Source organism: Streptomyces sp. A01 (assembly GCF_059026195.1).
Genome location: NZ_JBWLKN010000002.1, coordinates 443236 through 460723, shown reverse-complemented (window position 1 = coordinate 460723; position 17488 = coordinate 443236). Strand labels below are relative to the sequence as shown.

At 73.2% G+C, this 17488-nt stretch carries 7 protein-coding genes; 1 reads left to right on the top strand and 6 read right to left on the bottom strand.

Annotation, left to right across the window (positions count from 1 at the left end; genetic code table 11):
- Positions 1-69: 69 nt before the first annotated feature.
- From AC5P1B_RS04315 to AC5P1B_RS04290, 6 genes are all read right to left on the bottom strand, one after another.
- Complete coding sequence (locus AC5P1B_RS04315; protein WP_493884814.1) at positions 70-2208, bottom strand: stealth family protein; 2139 nt, start codon at positions 2206-2208, stop codon at positions 70-72.
- Complete coding sequence (locus AC5P1B_RS04310; RefSeq protein WP_493884813.1) at positions 2205-4733, bottom strand: bifunctional glycosyltransferase/CDP-glycerol:glycerophosphate glycerophosphotransferase; 2529 nt, start codon at positions 4731-4733, stop codon at positions 2205-2207. The genes AC5P1B_RS04315 and AC5P1B_RS04310 overlap by 4 nt, the downstream gene beginning before the upstream one ends.
- Positions 4734-5807: 1074 nt before the next feature.
- Complete coding sequence (locus AC5P1B_RS04305; RefSeq protein ID WP_493884812.1) at positions 5808-6689, bottom strand: carbohydrate ABC transporter permease; 882 nt, start codon at positions 6687-6689, stop codon at positions 5808-5810.
- Positions 6686-8086, bottom strand: coding sequence for a carbohydrate ABC transporter permease (locus tag AC5P1B_RS04300; protein WP_493884811.1), 1401 nt, complete (start codon positions 8084-8086; stop codon positions 6686-6688). Before AC5P1B_RS04300 ends, AC5P1B_RS04305 begins: the two co-directional genes overlap by 4 nt.
- Before the next feature lie 21 nt (positions 8087-8107).
- Positions 8108-9517, bottom strand: coding sequence for an ABC transporter substrate-binding protein (locus tag AC5P1B_RS04295; protein ID WP_493884810.1), 1410 nt, complete (start codon positions 9515-9517; stop codon positions 8108-8110).
- Between the two features lie 743 nt (positions 9518-10260).
- Positions 10261-14460, bottom strand: coding sequence for an FtsK/SpoIIIE domain-containing protein (locus AC5P1B_RS04290; protein ID WP_493884809.1), 4200 nt, complete (start codon positions 14458-14460; stop codon positions 10261-10263).
- Between the two features lie 1275 nt (positions 14461-15735).
- Here AC5P1B_RS04290 and AC5P1B_RS04285 point away from each other — a divergent pair.
- Positions 15736-17472 carry a serine/threonine-protein kinase gene (locus tag AC5P1B_RS04285; protein ID WP_493884808.1) on the top strand — a complete coding sequence of 579 codons (1737 nt, stop codon included), beginning with the start codon at positions 15736-15738 and terminating at the stop codon, positions 17470-17472.
- Positions 17473-17488: the final 16 nt, after the last annotated feature.

Genomic DNA, 17488 nt, shown 5'->3' with positions numbered 1-17488 from the left:
TGATCGTTTGAGGGGCGGTACGGGTCTCCGTACCGCCCCCTCACGCGTTCCGCCCGCTCCCGCTCCGGCTCACCGGGGCGGAGAGCACGGCTGCCGGTCCTCCGGCTCGGCGGGGGGCGTGGATCTCGGGTACGCGTGCGGGCCGCCCACCGGCCGCTCCAGCGGCCCGGGGACGGGGAAATAGGCTTCCAGGAAGGGCTGGAGGAGGGCGAGCTGCCCCTCCAGCTCCGCCGCCGTGCCGGAGGACACCGTGTCGTTGAGGCAGAACGCCTGGCGGTTACGGGACCGCAGCAGCCGCGCGAGCCGGGCCGGAATGCCCGGCTGCGCCAGGTCGAAGTAGTCGTAGCGCAGCTTCCCGGGCACCGCGCGGCCGGTGGCGAACGCGTAGTAGTGGTGCAGCGACGACGGGATGGAGATGTCCGACGCGCTCCGCAACCGGCTGGTCATGGTGGTCTGGTACGGGCCGGGGAACTCCCGCTCGATCTCGGCGAGGACGCTGCGCCGCACCGGGTGCGGGGTGTGCTTCAGCTTCTGGGTGAGGGTCACCCCGAACCGGGCGGCGAGCAGCGCCCGGTTGTTCTTCCCGGCGGCCTCCACGGGGACGTCCGAAGCGCCGCCATCGCCGCCCTCGGGGCTGTCCGCGTCCGCGACGCTGTTGGCCTCGCGCGCGGTGAGCGGCACCTGGGCGCGCGAGGTGAAGAACTTCGTGAGCCCGTTGGGCAGGAAGAAGTCCTGCGGTGCGACGGGGGAACCGAGGAACACATCGTCGTTGAAGTACAGGAAGTGCTCGGCGAGCCCGTCGATGTGGTGCAGCCGGGTCTCGATCGCATGCGAGTTGAAGGTGGGCAGAGCCTGCGGGTCGGCGAAGATCTCCCTGTGGTCGACGACGGTGAGGCCCGGGTGGGAGTCCGCCAGCCACCTGGGCACTTGGCGGTCGGTCACCAGGTACACGTGCCGCACCCACGGGGCGTACATGTGCAGCGACCGCAGCGAGTACCGCAGCTCGTCGCGGTTGAGGTAGCGCGCCTCGTTGGCCGCCTGCTCGTGGTACGCCACACCGCGCACGGTGGCGCGGCGCGCCTGCCAGGCGGGGTCGGCGCCGTCGACCCACGTGTAGACGGCGTCGATGGGGAAGCGGATCTCGTCGGGCAGCCGGGCGGTGAACTCGGCGCGGGTCCGCACCGGCGGCAGCGGCGTCCTGTCCCCGTCGGCGGCGGCCAGCCGGGTGAAGAGCGCGCCCGGCGCCCGCACTGACGCGCTGCCGGGGCCCGAAGCCGGTACCGACTCGGTGGACCGGTTGAAGCGCGGCGCGAGCAGCCTGCCGCCCGCCCCGGCGACCGCACCGATCTGGGAACCCGGCCGAGACTCCATGTCGGCTTCCGCGTCGGCGTCGGTGTCCGTACCGGTGTCGTCGGTGTCGGTGTCGGAGGCGCCGGGAGGGAGGGGGTGGGTTCCGGTCTCGCCCATGCTCTCCGGGCCTCCCCGCGCGGCCCGCGCCTCGGGAGCCCCCTCCCGCCTCCAGAACTCGATCTCGCAGCCGTGCGCCGGTCCGAGCACCAGGGTCCCGCGGGGGCTCGCCTGGTACTGGGTGAACTTGATGACCTGGGCGTCCGCGAGCGCCCGCCGCCACGCGCGGCGCCCGGCGCCCGGCTGGACCACAGAGCCGGAGCGGTGCCGCGTGTCGGCGGCCGACGCGTATCCGGCGCTGCGGGTGCACAGCTCGGCGAGTGCGGCGATGGCCGCCGCACGGTCGTCCGCGCTGACCCCGACGGCGGAGGAGACGTTGTGGTAGCCGCGTACGACGAAGTAGTCCACTCCCGCCCGCTCCAGGGCCTCACACACCAGGCGCAGGTTCTCCCCGCGCGCGTACAGCGGATTCGGCGCGGGCGAGACGGTCGCTACGCGCACTCCGCCCCGGGTGGCGACGACCAGCCTGTCGGAGGCGGCGAGCCAGCCCCTGCGGCGCAGCCGCGCGCTCGCGCGCCGGTGCCGCAGCCCGCTGACGGCGGCGGCCAGTCCGTCGAGGGCGAGCTTGACCCGGGTCCGGGTGTTCGCCCCGGTCACATGGACGATCTTGCGGCGCAGCCGCAGCGGGAGGGCCCGCCGGTAGGCGCGTACGAGGGACGGCGACTCGGCGCGCAGGGGCTCACCCACGGGAGGCGGGGCGGGGCGCGGGGGGCGCGGGGTGGGGGGAGCTGAGGCGGTCATGAGGCGTCGTCCTCGGTCATGACGGGGTGTTGTCCAACGTCCCGGTCGGCGGCCCGGTCCGTGCCCTGGTCTTCGCTCGCGGGCGCCCTGGTCGCCAGCAGCGCGGCCTGTTCGGCGGTGGGCGCGGGCCGCCGTTCGGCCAGCGGGACGACTGGCGGGAGCGGATACGGGCACGGGGGCGGGGCCTGCGGCGCGGCCTCCGGCTCGGCCCCGGCACGTCCGGTCTCTGCCTCGGCGCCTTGTCCGAGGAAGACGCGGCGTACGGTGCGCTCGGCCGCGTTCCCGTCGTCGTACGGGCAGAAGCGGGCCCGGAACGCGGCACGCAGCTCGGCCGAGCGCGGGCCTCGCCAGGCCGCGGTCGCGAAGAGGTCGATCAACTCGTCCTCGGTGCGGGAGACCAGGCCGGGCGGGGTGGCGGTGATGTCGAAGTAGGTGCCGCGAGCCGCCTGGTAGGCGCTCCAGTCGTCGGCGTGGATGACGATCGGCCGGTCGAGGTTGGCGTAGTCGAACATGATCGACGAGTAGTCCGTCAGCAGCGCGTCCGCCGCCAGGCACAGCTCCTCGACGCTCGGGTGCGCCGAGACGTCGTACACCCGGTCCCAGCCGCCACCGCCACCGCCACCGCCACCGGTGCCGTCCCGGAGACCGTCACCCGGGGTGTCGCCGTGGCCCGCTGGACTGGTGCCGAGGCCGGTGTGGGCACTGGGGCCGGGGGCGCCGTGGTGCGGGACGACTCGCGCGACGGCGCTGCCCGGTGGCGCGAGGTAGTGGCCTCGGACGAGGAGGACGAACCCGGGACCCAGCTCCCTGGCCACCCGCCCGAGGTCGATCCGGGGCGGGTGATCGCGCTCGTAGTCGCGGTGGGTCGGGGCGTAGAGGATGGTGGTCGCGCCGACCGGCACGCCCAGCTCGGCGCGGACGCGCAGCACGTCCTCGGCGGTGGCGCGCTGGAAGATGTCGTCGCGCGGATAGCCGTACGGGAGCGTGACGTAGTCGGAGGGGTAGACGCGCTCCCAGACGACGGTGGAGTGCGGGTTGGCCGAGAGGCTGTAGTCCCAGCGGTCCACGCAGCGGAGCAGCCGCTCGAAGTCCATGTCGCGCGCTGCGGCGGGATGTTCCTGAAGGTCGAGGCCCATGTGCTTCAGCGGTGTGCCGTGGTGGGTCTGGAGATGGATCTGGCCGGGGCGTTTGCGCAGTCGCCGGGTGAAGTTGACGTTGTTGACGAGGTACGTGGCGCGCGCGAGGGCGCTCCAGTACGCGGCGGAGCCTGGCTGGAGCCGTCGTACGCCTGGTGGGAGCGTGTGGGCGTGCTCCTGAGTGGTGATCCACGCGGTACGGATGTGGGGGGCGAGTTCGCGGACCTTCGCCTCGATGGCCGCCGGGTTGCACGCGTACTCCCGGTGCCAGTAGGCGGCGAAGACGGCGAGGCCGGGGTCGAGCGGGCGGAGCCGCTGCAGGCGGTAGTGGGCGCGCAGGGCCGCCGACCGCAGGGCCCGGTAGGCGGCGGCGCAGCCGGTGCCGGAGCAGTGGCGCAGCCGCTCCAGGTGCCACAGCAGTTGGAAGACGCGGCGGGTGCCGAGACCTATGAGCTGGTGGCGGGCTCTGGTGCGGCCGCCGGCCGCCGATGGCAGCGCGGGTACCGGGCCTGAACCGGCGCGGTACCGCCGGTAGTACGCGCGGGCCTGGCGGAAGAACTCGGCGCGGGAACCGCGCGGCAGCCGGTCCGGCGAGGTGAAGATCGTGGTGAAGTGATCGAGCATCCGCTGGAAGACCACGGGCCGCCAGTGATCGAGTCCGGGCCGCGCGTCCAGAAAGGCGAACACCCGGTCGTACTGGTCGAAGATGTCGAAGTGCCCCCGGCTCCTGGTGCCGAGGATGCTGCCGTGCCGCCGCTGCCGGTAGAGCACACACACCTGGTCCAGCGTCGCGATCCGTGAGGCGGACAGCAGCACCGGGAAGGTCCAGGGGGTGTCCTCGTAGTAGCCGGGTGGGAAGGTGAACCCCTCGCGGTCGATGAAGTCCCTGCGGTACGCCTTGTTCCAGGCGACCATCAGCAGCCGGACGAGCGCGGGGCGCTCAGCCAGCCGGAAGACGGCGGGCTCCTGTTCGGCGAGCAGGGCGGCGCGCGCGTTGCGCTCGGTGTCGCCGGTCCAGTACTGCCGTGCGTAGTCGTAGACGAGCACGTCCGGGTCGTGCGTCTCGCGCAGCCGGTCGGCGATGGCCTGGAGCGACCCGGGCATGAGGGTGTCGTCGGCGTCCAGGAACAGCACGTACTCACCGGTGGCTCGCTGGAGTCCGGCGTTGCGCGCACGGCCGAGGCCGACGTTCTCGGTGAGGTGGAGGGCCTTGACCCGGCTGTCGCTCGCGGCGACCTCGTCGATCAGCGTGCCGCAGGCGTCCGGTGAGCAGTCATCGACGACGATCAGCTCCAGGTCGGTGAACTCCTGGAGCAGCACGGAGCGCAGGCACTCGTCGATGTATGCCTGGACCTTGTGCGCGGGGACGATGACGCTGAACCGTGGCAAGACGCATCCCAAGGGGCAGTCGAGCGCGCACCCAGGCAGGGCCAAAATGCGGCCTTTGTGGGGTTACGCCCGAAAAGGCACTGGAAAACTCACGGTAGTCATGAGATGACAATCTGTCGAACGCAGCGCCTTCGGACTCGTCCGCACCGGGCGGACTCGTCCGCACCGGGGGTTGGGCGGCGGATGGCGGATGACGGGTGGGGGATGGCGCGAGTCGGGTGGCGGGCGGCTCCGGCAGTCCCGCCTCGGTCGTCGTGCGGGTGTTCCTTGCCGGCGGGCGGGGCCGAATGTGCCACAGGAGGGCCCGCGCGGCGCCATCATGCGGCGGGCTGGGCTGGGCTGGGCTGGGCTGGGCTGGGCTGGGCTGGGCTCGGCGGGGCTGGCGCGATGCGGGCGCCCCCCGGCGGGGCGCCCGCCTGTCCCGTGCCCGGGACGGGTCAAGGCTCGTGTCCTGCTGATTCCAGCGCGGACGCGCCTGACCTGATTCCAGCGCGGAATTCCCGTGCGGACGCGAGTGCCGATGCTGTGGGTGCCGCCGAGGTCTGGGGATGGCTTGCCGCACGACGACCAAGGGCGCGTGAGGCAACCCGTATCGGTTGCCTCACGCGCCCTTGGCCATCGTTCCCCGACCGCCCGTCAGTCAGGGTCCCCCGGTCATCTTCTTGCCGCTCCTGCGTCCGGAGACGTCGTTCAGCAGGTGGCCGGAAAGGCGTTTTCTCTAGCCAGAACCTCTTTGACGTGGGGTTCCCTTGATCGGAGATGCTGGCCTTGGTGGTGGTCACCGAGGCGGCGAGGGGCGGAATTGAGCCGTCGGCGCCAGCCCCCCCCGGCCCTCGCTTGGCCACTTGGCCGTGGATCGTGGTCCGCGTTCGCAGTGACGGGGGGGCGGGCCACGCCTTCCAGTCACCGGCGAGCCCGACGACGAGGAGCCCGGCCCCGGAGAGCCGGACTCCTCGTCGTCGTTGGGTAGCGAGAGCCGTTGAGCAGAGAGAGCCGTCGGGTGCGGAGCGAGCCGGTACCGGACCGCTGCCGGATGAGAGCCCCGGCCCGGCTACCAGCCCGTGCGCCGCACCGTTACTTGACCGCTCCCGCCATCACGCCCGACACGAACTGCCGCTGGAAGGCGAAGAAGACGGCGAGCGGAATCACCATCGACACGAAGGCCCCAGGGCCCAGCACGTCGATGTTGTTGCTGAACTGCCGGGCCTGCTGCTGGAGCGCCACCGTGATGGGTGGGTTGCCGCTGTCGGCGAAGATCAGCGCGACGAGCATGTCGTTCCATACCCACAGGAACTGGAAGATGGCCAGGGAGGCGATGGCCGGGCCCGCCAGTGGCATCACGACGCGAAAGAAGAGGCGCAGTTCGCCCGCACCGTCCAGCCGGGCCGCTTCCAGCAGCTCCCGGGGGATCTGCGAGAAGAAGTTGTGCAGCAGGAAGACGGCGAAGGGCAGGCCGAACGCCGTATGGAAGAGCACCACACCCAGAGTGGTCTGGAAGATGCCGAGTTCGCCGAAGAGCTTGGAGACCGGGATCAGCGCGACCTGCACGGGGACCACGAGAAGGCCGACGACGAGCAGGAACCACCAGTCACGCCCGGGGAACTCCATGCAGGCGAACGCGTAGCCGGCGAGTGACCCGATGAGCACCACGAGGACCGTGGCAGGCACGGTGATCATGACGGTGGTGAACAGCGAGTCGGTGATCACCTCGTTGTTCAGCAGCTGGTCGTAGCCGTCGACGGTGAGCTGCGACGGGTTGGTGAAGACCTCCCACCACCCGGTGAGGTCGGCCTCCGCCGGGTCGCGCAGCGACGACAGCAGCAGCCCGGCGGTGGGGGTCAGCCAGAACAGCGCGATGAGGATGAGGAAGATCCGCATCCCGGCGCCTCCGGCGCGTGCCGCGATCCGGGCAGCGAGCGGCTGCTTGGCCCGTACGACGGTGTCCGTACTGGTCATCGACGGCGCTCCCTACGAATCCGGCGGACATTGACGTACATCAGCGGCAGCACGAGCAGCAGCAGGAACACCGCGATGGCGCTGCCGACACCCTGGTTGACGTCGGTGCCGAACGACGACTTGTAGAGCTGGAGGGCCAGCACGTTCGCCTCGTCCTGGCTGGCACCCGGCGCGATGATGTACACGAGGTCGAAGATCTTCAGCACATTGATCATCAGCGTGACGAGGACGACGCCGAGCACTGGTGCGAGCAGCGGGACCGTCACACGCCGGAAGACCTGCCACTCGTTGGCGCCGTCCACCCGTGCCGCTTCCAGCAGTTCGCGTGGCAGCCCCGCGAGACCCGCGGCGATCAGCACCATCGCGAAGCCCGCCCACATCCACACGTACGACCCGATGATGGCCGGGGTGACGAGCGACGGGCCGAGCCAGTCGACCCCGTTGTACGGGGCCTCGAAGTTCGACGAGGGGAGCCGGAGTGTGGCACCTTCTGCCGCGCCCGGCATGGTGTAGGTGCCGTCGCCTCGCGTGGTCGCCTTCGCCACCACCTTGCCGTCCTTGACGGCCTCGACCTTGACGTCGGCGAGCGCTTCCTCGCCCTTGTCGATCTTGTTCGGCTCGCCCTTGCCGCCCCGCGTGAAGTCACGCCAGACGGTGCCGGTGATCTTGCCTTCCTCGGGCTTGGCGGCGACCGCGTCGTCGGCGCCCTCGATCTGGTCGCGCGGGATGCCGACCAGCGGAACGTTGAACGGTGACCCGGAGCGCAGCGTCCTCGGGTCGCTGATGGCACCGCCCGCCGACTCGGTCAGACCGGACTGGCGGCCCGGGTTGGCCCGCTCGAACGGTGCGGGCTCCACGAACGTGTCATGCACGGTCACCCACATCGCGTTGGCGACGCCACGGTCCGGGTCCTGCTCGTAGACCAGCCGGAAGATGATGCCCGCCGCGAGCATGGAGATCGCCATCGGCATGAAGACCACCAGCTTGAAGGCGGTGCCCCAGCGGATGCGCTCGGTCAGCACAGCGAAGATCAACCCGAGGGCGGTGGCGACGGTCGGCGCGACGACGATCCAGATGACGTTGTTCCGGACGGCCTTCTGTATGGCGTCGTCGGTGAACATCTCCTGGTAGTTGTCCAGACCGACGAACCCGTTGTTGGCAGCGTCAAAGAAGCTGCGCCACAGCGAATAGCCGATCGGATAGACGACGAGCGCTCCCAGGAGCAGCAGGGCGGGCAGCAGGAACAGCGCCGCGAGCCAGGGCTTTGTGCCCATCAGGCTCTTGCGTTTGCCGTCGCCGCGCTTTCCCGTACGGAGGCTCGCGCCGCCGCCCGCGCTGGGAGTGGGTGAGGGGGGCGGGCCCGGCTGGGCAGCGCCACCCGCTGTCGGTGTCGACATGGTGTGAGTCCCTTGGCCGGATCAGTTCTTGAACGCCTTGTCGGCGTCCTTCTCCAACTGGCGTTGAATTCCCGCCACGTTCTTCGGGTTCTTCAGGAAGTCCTGGAGGGCCTTCCACTCGCCCTGGGCGGGCTTGCCGCCGAACGAGGCGGGTGCCTGGTCGGACATGTCGAAGCGGAAGTCGTCCCCCGCGTCGATCAGCGCCTTGGCGATCGCCCGCAGCTCGGGATTCGGGTACGCGTCGAGGCTGAGCTTGGTGTTCGCCGAGATGAGACCGCCCTGCGAGGCCCAGATGTGCGCCGCGTCGGGCGAGGCGAGGAAGGTCAGCAGGGCCTGCGCCGCCTTGTTGTTCTTCAGCGCCACGGCGACGTCGCCACCCGTCACCACCGGCGGCTTCTCGCCGACGGCCGGGAACGGGAAGACCTTCGCGTCGTCACCGAGGTCGGCCCCGGCGTCCGCGATGTTGGCGGCGACGAAGTCCGCCTCGAAGACCATCGCCGCTTTCGGCTCGCCGCCCGCGAACGTCTTGGCGACCGACTTCGGGAACTCCGTCCGCAGCGCCCCCTCGTTGCCGTCCGTCAGCAGATCGTTGTCGCCGAACAGCTCGCCGAGCGTCGTCAGAGCCCGCTTCACCGAGTCGTCGGTCCACTCGATCTCATGGGTGGACAGCTTGTCGTACATCTCGGGACCGGCCTGCGAGAGATAGATGTTCTCGAACCAGTCGGTCAGCGTCCAGCCGTCGGCACCGCCGACCGCGACCGGCTCGACGCCCGAGTCGGCCACCAGCCGGGCCTGCTCGATCATCTGCTTCCACGTCTTGGGCTCCTTGGCCCCCGCGTAGTCGAAGGCCCGCGTGTTGTACCAGACCAGCGACTTGTTGCTGGCCTTGAAGTAGACGCCGTACGGCTTGCCCTTGTGTGAGCCCAGGTCCTGCCAGCCCTTGGAGAAGTTCCGCTTGAGCTCCGCCGCCGCGGCCTCGTCCAGCGGTTTGATCCAGCCCTTGTCGGCGAACTCCCTGAGCACACCGACCTGCTGGAGCATGGCGACGTCCGGCGGCTGACCGCCCGCGATCTTCGAGCCGACGAAGGCGGACATGTCATCACCGCTTGGCACGAAGGAGACGTCCGCTCCGGTGCGCTTCTCGAACTCGTCGAGGACCTTCGTGAAGTTCTCCTGCTCGGTGCCCGTCCACACGGCGGCCACCCGCACACTCTGCCCGTCGAGCCGAGGCAGCTTCACGGTGTTCGGTATCGGTGTCGCGTTCTTGTCCTCGGAGTCGTCACCGCCGCAGCCGGTGGCCGCGAGAGCCACCACCCCCGCGGTGACGAATGTCAGCACTGTGCGTGCCGTACGCGTGCCCCGCCCTGTTGTGCGCGGCCTGCCCGTCTTGGCGCGCGTTCCGCGAATTGGTGCGTCAAGCGGTATGCGCATTCTTGCCGTCCCTCCCCGTACCCGGCTTGTCCGGTCTGCCCGGCCCCGGCGGACGGCCGCGCCGTACGTCATGTCACCCCGGTCGTACGGCCGTGCCCCGTGGGCACAGTCCTACGCCGGGTAACCGTGAGCCGCAATACCGGAATCAGCGCCAAGGAGCTGATCGTGATGGTGCCGTGATCTTCAGTGCCCGCCGTGCCCCTTAAGCCCAACTCGCGTGCTGACCAGGAGAATTCGTATGCCTGGTGGCACTGGTGAGGTCCTGGTGGGCCCCTGGTGCGGAGGTGGGGCGAGCGCCGCCTGGGGCATCCACCGATGCCATGCCTCCGGGGCAGATGGGGCAGTTTCGCGTCCCGCCCACGGCCGAGTCCCACCCCGCTCGCGCCCCCCGCCCGCGGGGCGTGCCTGGCGCCCGGTCGGCGTGCCCGGTGCGCGACCGGCATCGGCCTGCACATAGGGCCTCCACCGCCAGGCCCAGTCCAGAGGAAGCAGCGCTGCCCCTGCCAGGGGTGCGCCCTTGTCAGGGACGCGGGGAGCTGCGCGACCAACCACGGCGCACCCCGGTCCGCGACGCACGGCCAGGGCTCCCCCTCCCCAGCACGATCCGCCGGACACGGCCCAGCCATCCGGACACGGCCCAGCCATGGGGGTTGGCTAGGGGGCCGGTCGTCGGCTCCTGGTGCCCGGCCGGCGCCCGGGCGCGGGGCATGGGCATACGCGCAGGCGCAGGCGTACGGGCGGGGTCAGAGGAGAGGGGGCGGCGCGGGGGTGCCGGATGACTGCGCGGCGCGTTGCAGGGCGCTGGCGAGCAGGGCCAGGTCCGTGGGCCCGTTGCCCAGCTCGCGCAGGGGGCGGCGGGTCGGTGGGTCGCCCATGCGCTGCCAGTCCAACGGCACGACGGTGGGCCGCGCCGTCGCCGTACGGGGGATGCGGCCGGTGACCCGCCCCGCCTGGAACGGTGTCACCGCGCCGTCGTCGGGCCGCTTCAGCCGTCCTCTGCCGGGCGAGGGTGTACCGTCCGCGGCCGACTCCCGGGCCGCGCCGGGCGACGGCTGTTCCAGGATGACGCGCAGCCCGGCGCGCTCCACGGCCGCCGTGTCCGCCGTACGGTCCGGACGGCCGGACGCGGCTATGAGGTGCACGCCGAGCCGGGCGCCGTCGCGGGCGACCGCTTCGAGCGCGCGGACCACCGAACCGGCCGAGGGGCGGCCCGTGCTGCCGAGAGCGGGCGCCACGAGCGCGTCGAAGTCGTCCACGAGGACGACAAGCCGGGGCAGGTGCGTGGGGCCCGGCATACCCAGCGCCGCACCGTTCGCCGCCGCCGCGTGCGCGCCCCCCTGCGGTCCGCCGTGGCTGCCGCTCCCGGTGCCGGGGACGCGGAGCTTCAGCGTGCCGCTCGGGGCGCTGTCCAGGTCACCGTTGGCGGCGTGGGCCGCGCCCGGAGAGCCGCCGTGCGCCGCCGCTGCCGCTGCCGGTGCCGCTGTGGCTTCCGATGGCCGACGCGGCGCGACGACCTGGGAGGATCTGCTGTTCCTGGCATGCCACGCGAGGAAGTCACCGGCCCCGAGCAGTTCGGCGCGGCGCTTGAGCTCGGAGCTGAGCGCCTGTGCGAACTCCCGCATCCGCACCGGGTCGGACGCCGCCAGATACGTCGAGACATGCGGCAGGTCCGTGCACGGCCGCAGGCCCTCGCCGCGCTCGGTGCCGCCGCCGTCAACGAGGACGAGGGACATCCGCTCCGGCCGTTCCGCGGCGGCGAGCGAGGCTGCCAGCGAGCGCAGCAGCTCGGTCTTGCCGGTGCCGGGAGCGCCGTCGATGAGCAGGTGGGGGCCGTCGGCCGCCAGGTCGATGGCGAGCGGGCCGCGCGGGCCCGCGCCGAGCACGGCCAGCGTCCGGCCGCCGAACGCGACCTCGTCGGCCGCCGCCGCCCAGCGCGCCAGCAGTGAGGCGGGCGTGGCGCGGGCCAGGCCCAGCTCGTCGAGCAGGCGCGCGCTGTCCGGGAGGGGGACGGCGGCGCGCGCCGGACCCTGGCCGCCGTCGCCGCCGGCGGTCGCGTCGGTGGGCAGCAGCGGGGCGAGCGCCCGGGCGAACCGCTCCGCCCACGCCGCCGATACGGCGTCCACGGTCGCGCTGCTGACGACACCACCGCCACCGGCGGGGAATCCGGCCCCGTGGGGTGTCCCGTGCGCCGCTCCGTGCATCGTCCCGAAGGCCGTCCCGTACGCCCCCGCTGCCGCTGTCCCCGGGGGAGACTCGTACGCCGATCCGTACCTCGGGCCGCCGACCGGCTCGGGCACCGCCGACCCGAGCCCCGCTCGGGCAGCCGCCTCGGGGGAGGCCGCGCCACCCGCGGCGGTCGCCACTCCCTGACCGGCCGGGCCGCCGGGGGCGGACAAGGCGCTCGGGGCGGGGGGCTCAGCCGAGGGCATGAACTGCGCTTCGAACCGTCCTACGTGACGGTCGTCCGGCGGCGCCGGACAGTCCTGGCCCGGTGGGGTGTGACCGCGTCCCGGGTCGCCGTCCCAGCCCCGGTAGAGAATCTTCAACTCGGTGGCGACGTCGCCGCTGAGGAGCGCGACGGCCCCGCACTCGTCGATCAGCGCGGAAGCGGAGCGAGCCGCCTCGTAGCCGACGGACAGCGGGGAGGCGGGCGCGGCCGGCGGCGCCTCGGCCAGGCACAGCAGATGGACCCCGGCGGCCGGGCCGACCGACGCCAACTGGGCCATGGTCTCCCGGAGCGCGGCCGAACCGGGGTCGCCGTCCACGACCACGACCGTGAGCGGGCCCTTGTGCCGCTCGGCCGCCGTGGCCACGGCGGCGGGGGAGGAGGTCGCCCAGCCCGGGCCGAGCGGCCCGTCGTCAAGACGTCGTACGAGTTCGCCGGCGCGCGCCGTGGCCTGGTCCCTGTCGTAAGCCAGCAGCAGGCGGCAGTCCTGGCCGTGCGCGGGCCGCACCTGCGGCAGCCAGCCGAGCCACGACCAGTCGGCGAGCCGGTCCTCGACGGGGCGCGCGTGGTCCGCGCTGATCAGCACGATCTCCAGCGCGGTGGGCGGGTGCGCCGCCGCCAGCTGCGCGATCACGGACCGGGCGAGACCGGCCAGCCGGGGCCTCGGACCGGCCAGCCCCAGCGCTCCGGCCTGCCGCAGGCTGACGACGACCGGGGCGAAGACGACGGGCGGGGCGGCGGGCGCCGTCCCGGGCGCGGCGGCGCGCGGCGCGCCCGGCTGCGCGGACGGCGGGAAACCGGGCGCCGCGCCGAGGGCGGACGCACCGATGACACCGGCCAGCGGCTGATCGGCGGTGCCGAGCCGGACCACGAGCGCGTCAGGGTGCCTCGCGGAGCGCTCCCACAGCCGGGCGTCGGGGCCGAGCGCGGTCAGCAGCACGGCGGCCGGGTCCGGCCATCTCTGGTCCAGCGCCGTGGCCGCCTCGGCGGCCGCCCGCTCCGCCTCGGCCGGGCTCACGGCCCACTCGGCCCCGGGCATGGCGCGGTCGGTGGCGCGGCTGCCGCCGGCGAGCCGCCTGGCCCAGGCGCCGAGCCCGCGCCGCCGCTCACCGCGCGCGGGGCCCGCGTCCCCTGGCCGCGCACCGTCCTGGTGGTACACGAAGGGGCCGGCCTCCTCGCTCCCCGGGGCGGGGCGAGCCGCGCCGTTGGCACCCGTCTGGCGGGTCCCGAGCCGGGTGGCGTCCTGGCCACCGGGGCCTGCGTACGGGGCATGGCCGAACCCGCCGCCGTCCGCCCCTGAGGGCTGGCCCGCACGGGGGCCGCCCTCCTGCCAACCGCTTCTCTGCCAGCCGTCCACCCGTGTTGTCTGGCCGCGCGCGGGCATGCCCTGGTCGCCGGAGGAGTCACCGGCACCGGCCCAGGTGCCGTGCGTCCTGGCCGTCGCGCCCGCGCCCGGCGGGACCGGCGCGGTGTGCGCGGCGGCCGGGGCCGCGCCGCCCTGAGGGGCGCCGAGGCCGCCACCACCCGGTGCGACGCGCAGATAGCCCTCGCCGTCGGGGTGGATGGCCAGCGGCGCCGGGCCACACCCGTCGCCGCGCGTGCCACCCGCGCCGCTCTCCCCGGCTGTCGGCGCGCCGTGGCCGGCCGTGGCCCCGCCATGGCTGTCGCCATGCCCCGAGTTCTTACTGTGCCTGGGTCCCTCGCTGTGGCCGTTGGGACCGGCGTTGCCGCCATGACCGTTGAGACTGGCGTTGCCGCCGCGCTCCCCGTGTCCGTTCTGCGCGGCGGGTTGGCCGTGCTCGGCGTACGGCGTCGCGTACGCACTGGCCGGGGCCGCGTACGGATCGTGGGGCGGGGGGCTGTCCGGCGCGGGCCGACGCGGCGGGGCGTGCAGCCGCAGCGCGGACTCGCCGACGCGCACCAGTGCGCCCGGGGGAAGCGGCACCGGCTGGCCGCCCACTGGCGCGCCGTCCAGCGCGGTGCCGTTCGTCGAGCCGAGGTCGGCGAGGGTGACGCGGCCGTCGGCCGTGACGGTCACCGCGCAGTGCGTCCTGGAGACGTCGGGGTCGTCGAGCGGCACGTCGGCGTCGGCGGAGCGGCCCACGCGCGCCTGCCCGCCGTGCAGCAGGTGGACGCCGCCCGCGTCGGGACCGGCGACCACATGCAGCCGGGCCGGGGCGTCGGAGCACAGCGTGGGGTACGGATGCGGCTGCTCGGCGGGGGCCGCCGGGGCCTGGAGGGAGAGCACCGCGCCATCTATGAGCGGCGGTTCGCCGAGGGCGCAGCGCCGCGCGTCAAGCCGCTCCGCTCCCGCGTACACCACGACGGAGCCGCTGCCCATGTCGGAACCGGTCGCGGCCACGGCGGCTGCGAGGCCGCTCGTCACCGAGGCGAGGGCCGTGCCCACGGGCGCCGTCACGAGCACATCGCAGGCGTGCGCGGCGGGGTGGCCGGGAAGGCCGCTGGGCGGCCCGAGGACGGTCAGCCGGATCTGCATCGCCGTCAGCGGTCCCTTCTGCCCCGGAACCCGGCAGGGATGCCGTTCCCCCTACCGCCCCCAGGCGCGTCGGCACGTACAGGACACACAGCGCGGGCCCCTCCTCCCGCTGCACATGTGCTGCGTGCATCCTCGCACCCGCCACTGACAACGCGCCCGGTGAGTGCGGATACGTGATCTTGATTGGTCGCGTAGATGGCCAAAACTGCCTGCTTGGGTTCGGCGATGACGTCGGCGTAGGCCCTTCTCTTGTTCTTATGACGCCGTTATGGCGAAGAAGGTGGCCGGAGTGTGCCCAGAGCGTGCGCGAAAGGTTGCGTGAAACGTGCGCGAAAGACCGGGCACCGTGGGCACTCTGCTCCTTCCCGCACGGCGCGCGCTCCCGGCATGAGCCGCCGGGCGCACTCGTGGCGTATCGACGCCGGCTCCTTCCGGTGACTGGCTCGCCAGCCCCCACCAGTTGCTCACCGGCCAGATGTCAACTCCTCCCCGGCGGCCCGCCGCTCCCGCGTACGTCCATCCGCAGAGGGCCCGGCATAAGCCACCGGCACCTGACGGACAACCGCCCCGGTCGTGGGGGACTCGGCCGGCGCTCACACCCCGCCGCCGCGCCCCCACCACGCCCTGCGAGCCGCGCACTGCCCGCCTTCCCAGCCGCTGGTCCGCTCCAGTCCGGGGAGCAGGCTGAGCGAGCGGCGCAAGCGCGGCGGGCGCGGGTCCCGTGGCGCACGCCGTGCGCCTCCCGTACGTGCCATGCACCGGGCGCACACATCCGGTCGCAGCCGGTCGCACGCATGCCGGGCGGGCCGTACGCGGCGGGTGGCAGGCCCGCGTTCCGTACAGGGCAGCCGGAAGCCGCATGGCTGGTTCTCGCGGTCCACCGGCCGCGCTGGGCCGGGGGAAGGCGTGCCTCATGGGCCGGGCCGAGCACCGTGGCGGGGGGTGTGATTTCCGCCGAATCTCGCCACTTCCGGGGACGCCGGAGCAGCCCCGGTCCGCACACCTGGACAGCGGAGGGTGGACAGTGGGCACAGGACAGCGGGCGTGGCGATGTGGACGCGGAGGTCATCAGCGGACGCTCGCAAACGGTGCCCGCCTTCACCGCAACCATCCGGCCAGATCCTGCGTCTTCCCTCCAAGCCCCGTGGGTCTTTCACGGGAAGCGGCTCATCGGCGGCCTGTGCTACGGCACTAGAGTGGGCGGACGGGGCCGAGCACAGGCCATAGCGAGGAATTGAGCACGATCAGGTTGACCACGATCAGGGAGCGCATGACGTGCGGCCGGTAGGCAGCAAGTACCTGCTAGAGGAGCCGCTCGGACGCGGAGCCACTGGCACCGTCTGGCGGGCGCGCCAGCGGGAGACGGCGGGCGCCGAGGCCGCCGTGGCCGGGCAGCCCGGCGAGACCGTCGCGATCAAGGTCCTCAAGGAGGAGCTGGCGCACGACGCCGAGATCGTCATGCGCTTCCTGCGCGAACGGTCCGTGCTGCTCCGACTCACCCACCCGAACATCGTCCGCACCCGCGACCTCGTCGTCGAGGGCGACATGCTCGCGCTGGTCATGGACCTGATCGAGGGTCCGGACCTGCACCGCTACCTGCGGGACAACGGCCCGTTGACACCGGTCGCCGCAGCGCTGCTCACCGCCCAGATCGCCGACGCGCTCGCCGCCAGCCACGCTGACGGCGTCGTCCACCGCGACCTGAAGCCCGCCAACGTCCTCGTCGCCGTCGGCCAGGACGGCGAGCAGATGCACCCGATGCTCACCGACTTCGGCATCGCGCGCCTCGCCGACTCCCCGGGCCTGACCCGCACCCACGAATTCGTCGGCACCCCCAACTATGTGGCGCCGGAGTCCGCCGAGGGCCGCCCGCAGACCTCAGCGGTGGACATCTACGGCGCGGGCATCCTGCTGTACGAGCTCGTCACAGGGCGACCCCCGTTCGCGGGCAACACCGCCCTTGAGGTGCTGCACCGGCACCTCAGCGAGGAGCCCCGCCGTCCCACGACCATCCCCGAGCCGCTGTGGACGTGCATAGAGCGCTGCCTGCGCAAGCGGCCCGAGGAGCGGCCGAGCGCGGAGAACCTCGCCCGTGCGCTGCGTACCGTCGCCGCCGGCGTCGGCGTGCACGCGTCCGCCGCCCAGGCGGAAGCCGCGCTCGGGGTCGCCGCGCTGCTCGCCCCCGACCCGGCCCCCGCGACGGTCCCCGATACCGGTGGGGACGCCGATCCGACCCAGGTGCTGCCGTCGGGCGCGGGCTCCTACGACCCGGCCGCGGCGACGAGCGTGCTGCCCTCCACGGGCGGCCCCGGCGCCGGTCCCGGCGCGGACCCCACGCAGGTGCTGCCCGCGGGTTCAGGGCCGGGCAACGCGGCCGGCGCCACCCGCGCCATGCCGCCGGTGCCCCCCGGGCCCGGCGGACCGCAGGGCGGGCAGGACCCAGACGGCCCGCATCCCTGGCAGAACCAGATGCGCGCGGCCCGCGACCGCAACGACCAGACCCAGGTCCAGTACCTCGACCCGAACCAGGACCCGCTGCGCCGTCGCCCGCCGCGCCGAGCCGCCCCTCCGCAGCCGCCGCAGCAGCAGCGGCCGCCCCAGCGGCAGCAGCAGCCGCCGCAGCAGCCGTACGGGCAGCAGCAGTACCCGCAGCGGCAGCCCCAGCAGCGCGGCCCCGCGCCCGCCCCGTACGCGCCGCCGCAGCAACCCCAGCGGCAGCCGCGCCGTCAGCAGCCGCAACCCCAGCGGTACGCGCCTCCGGCGGCACCGGAGCCCGCCGCCCCGCGCCGGGAGCCCCGCGCGCCCAGCCCCAACCGGACGCGGATTCCGGGCCTGGGCTGCCTCAAGGGCTGCCTGTTCATGATCATCATCCTGGTCGTGGGCGCCTGGCTGGTCTGGGAACTCACACCGCTCCAGGACTGGATCGCCGACGGCAAGGGCTTCTGGCAGGCCACCTCGGACTGGATCTCCGACGTGAAGGGCTGGGTCTCCGACCTCGGCGGCCCGAGTTGACGCCCGTGACCGGCGC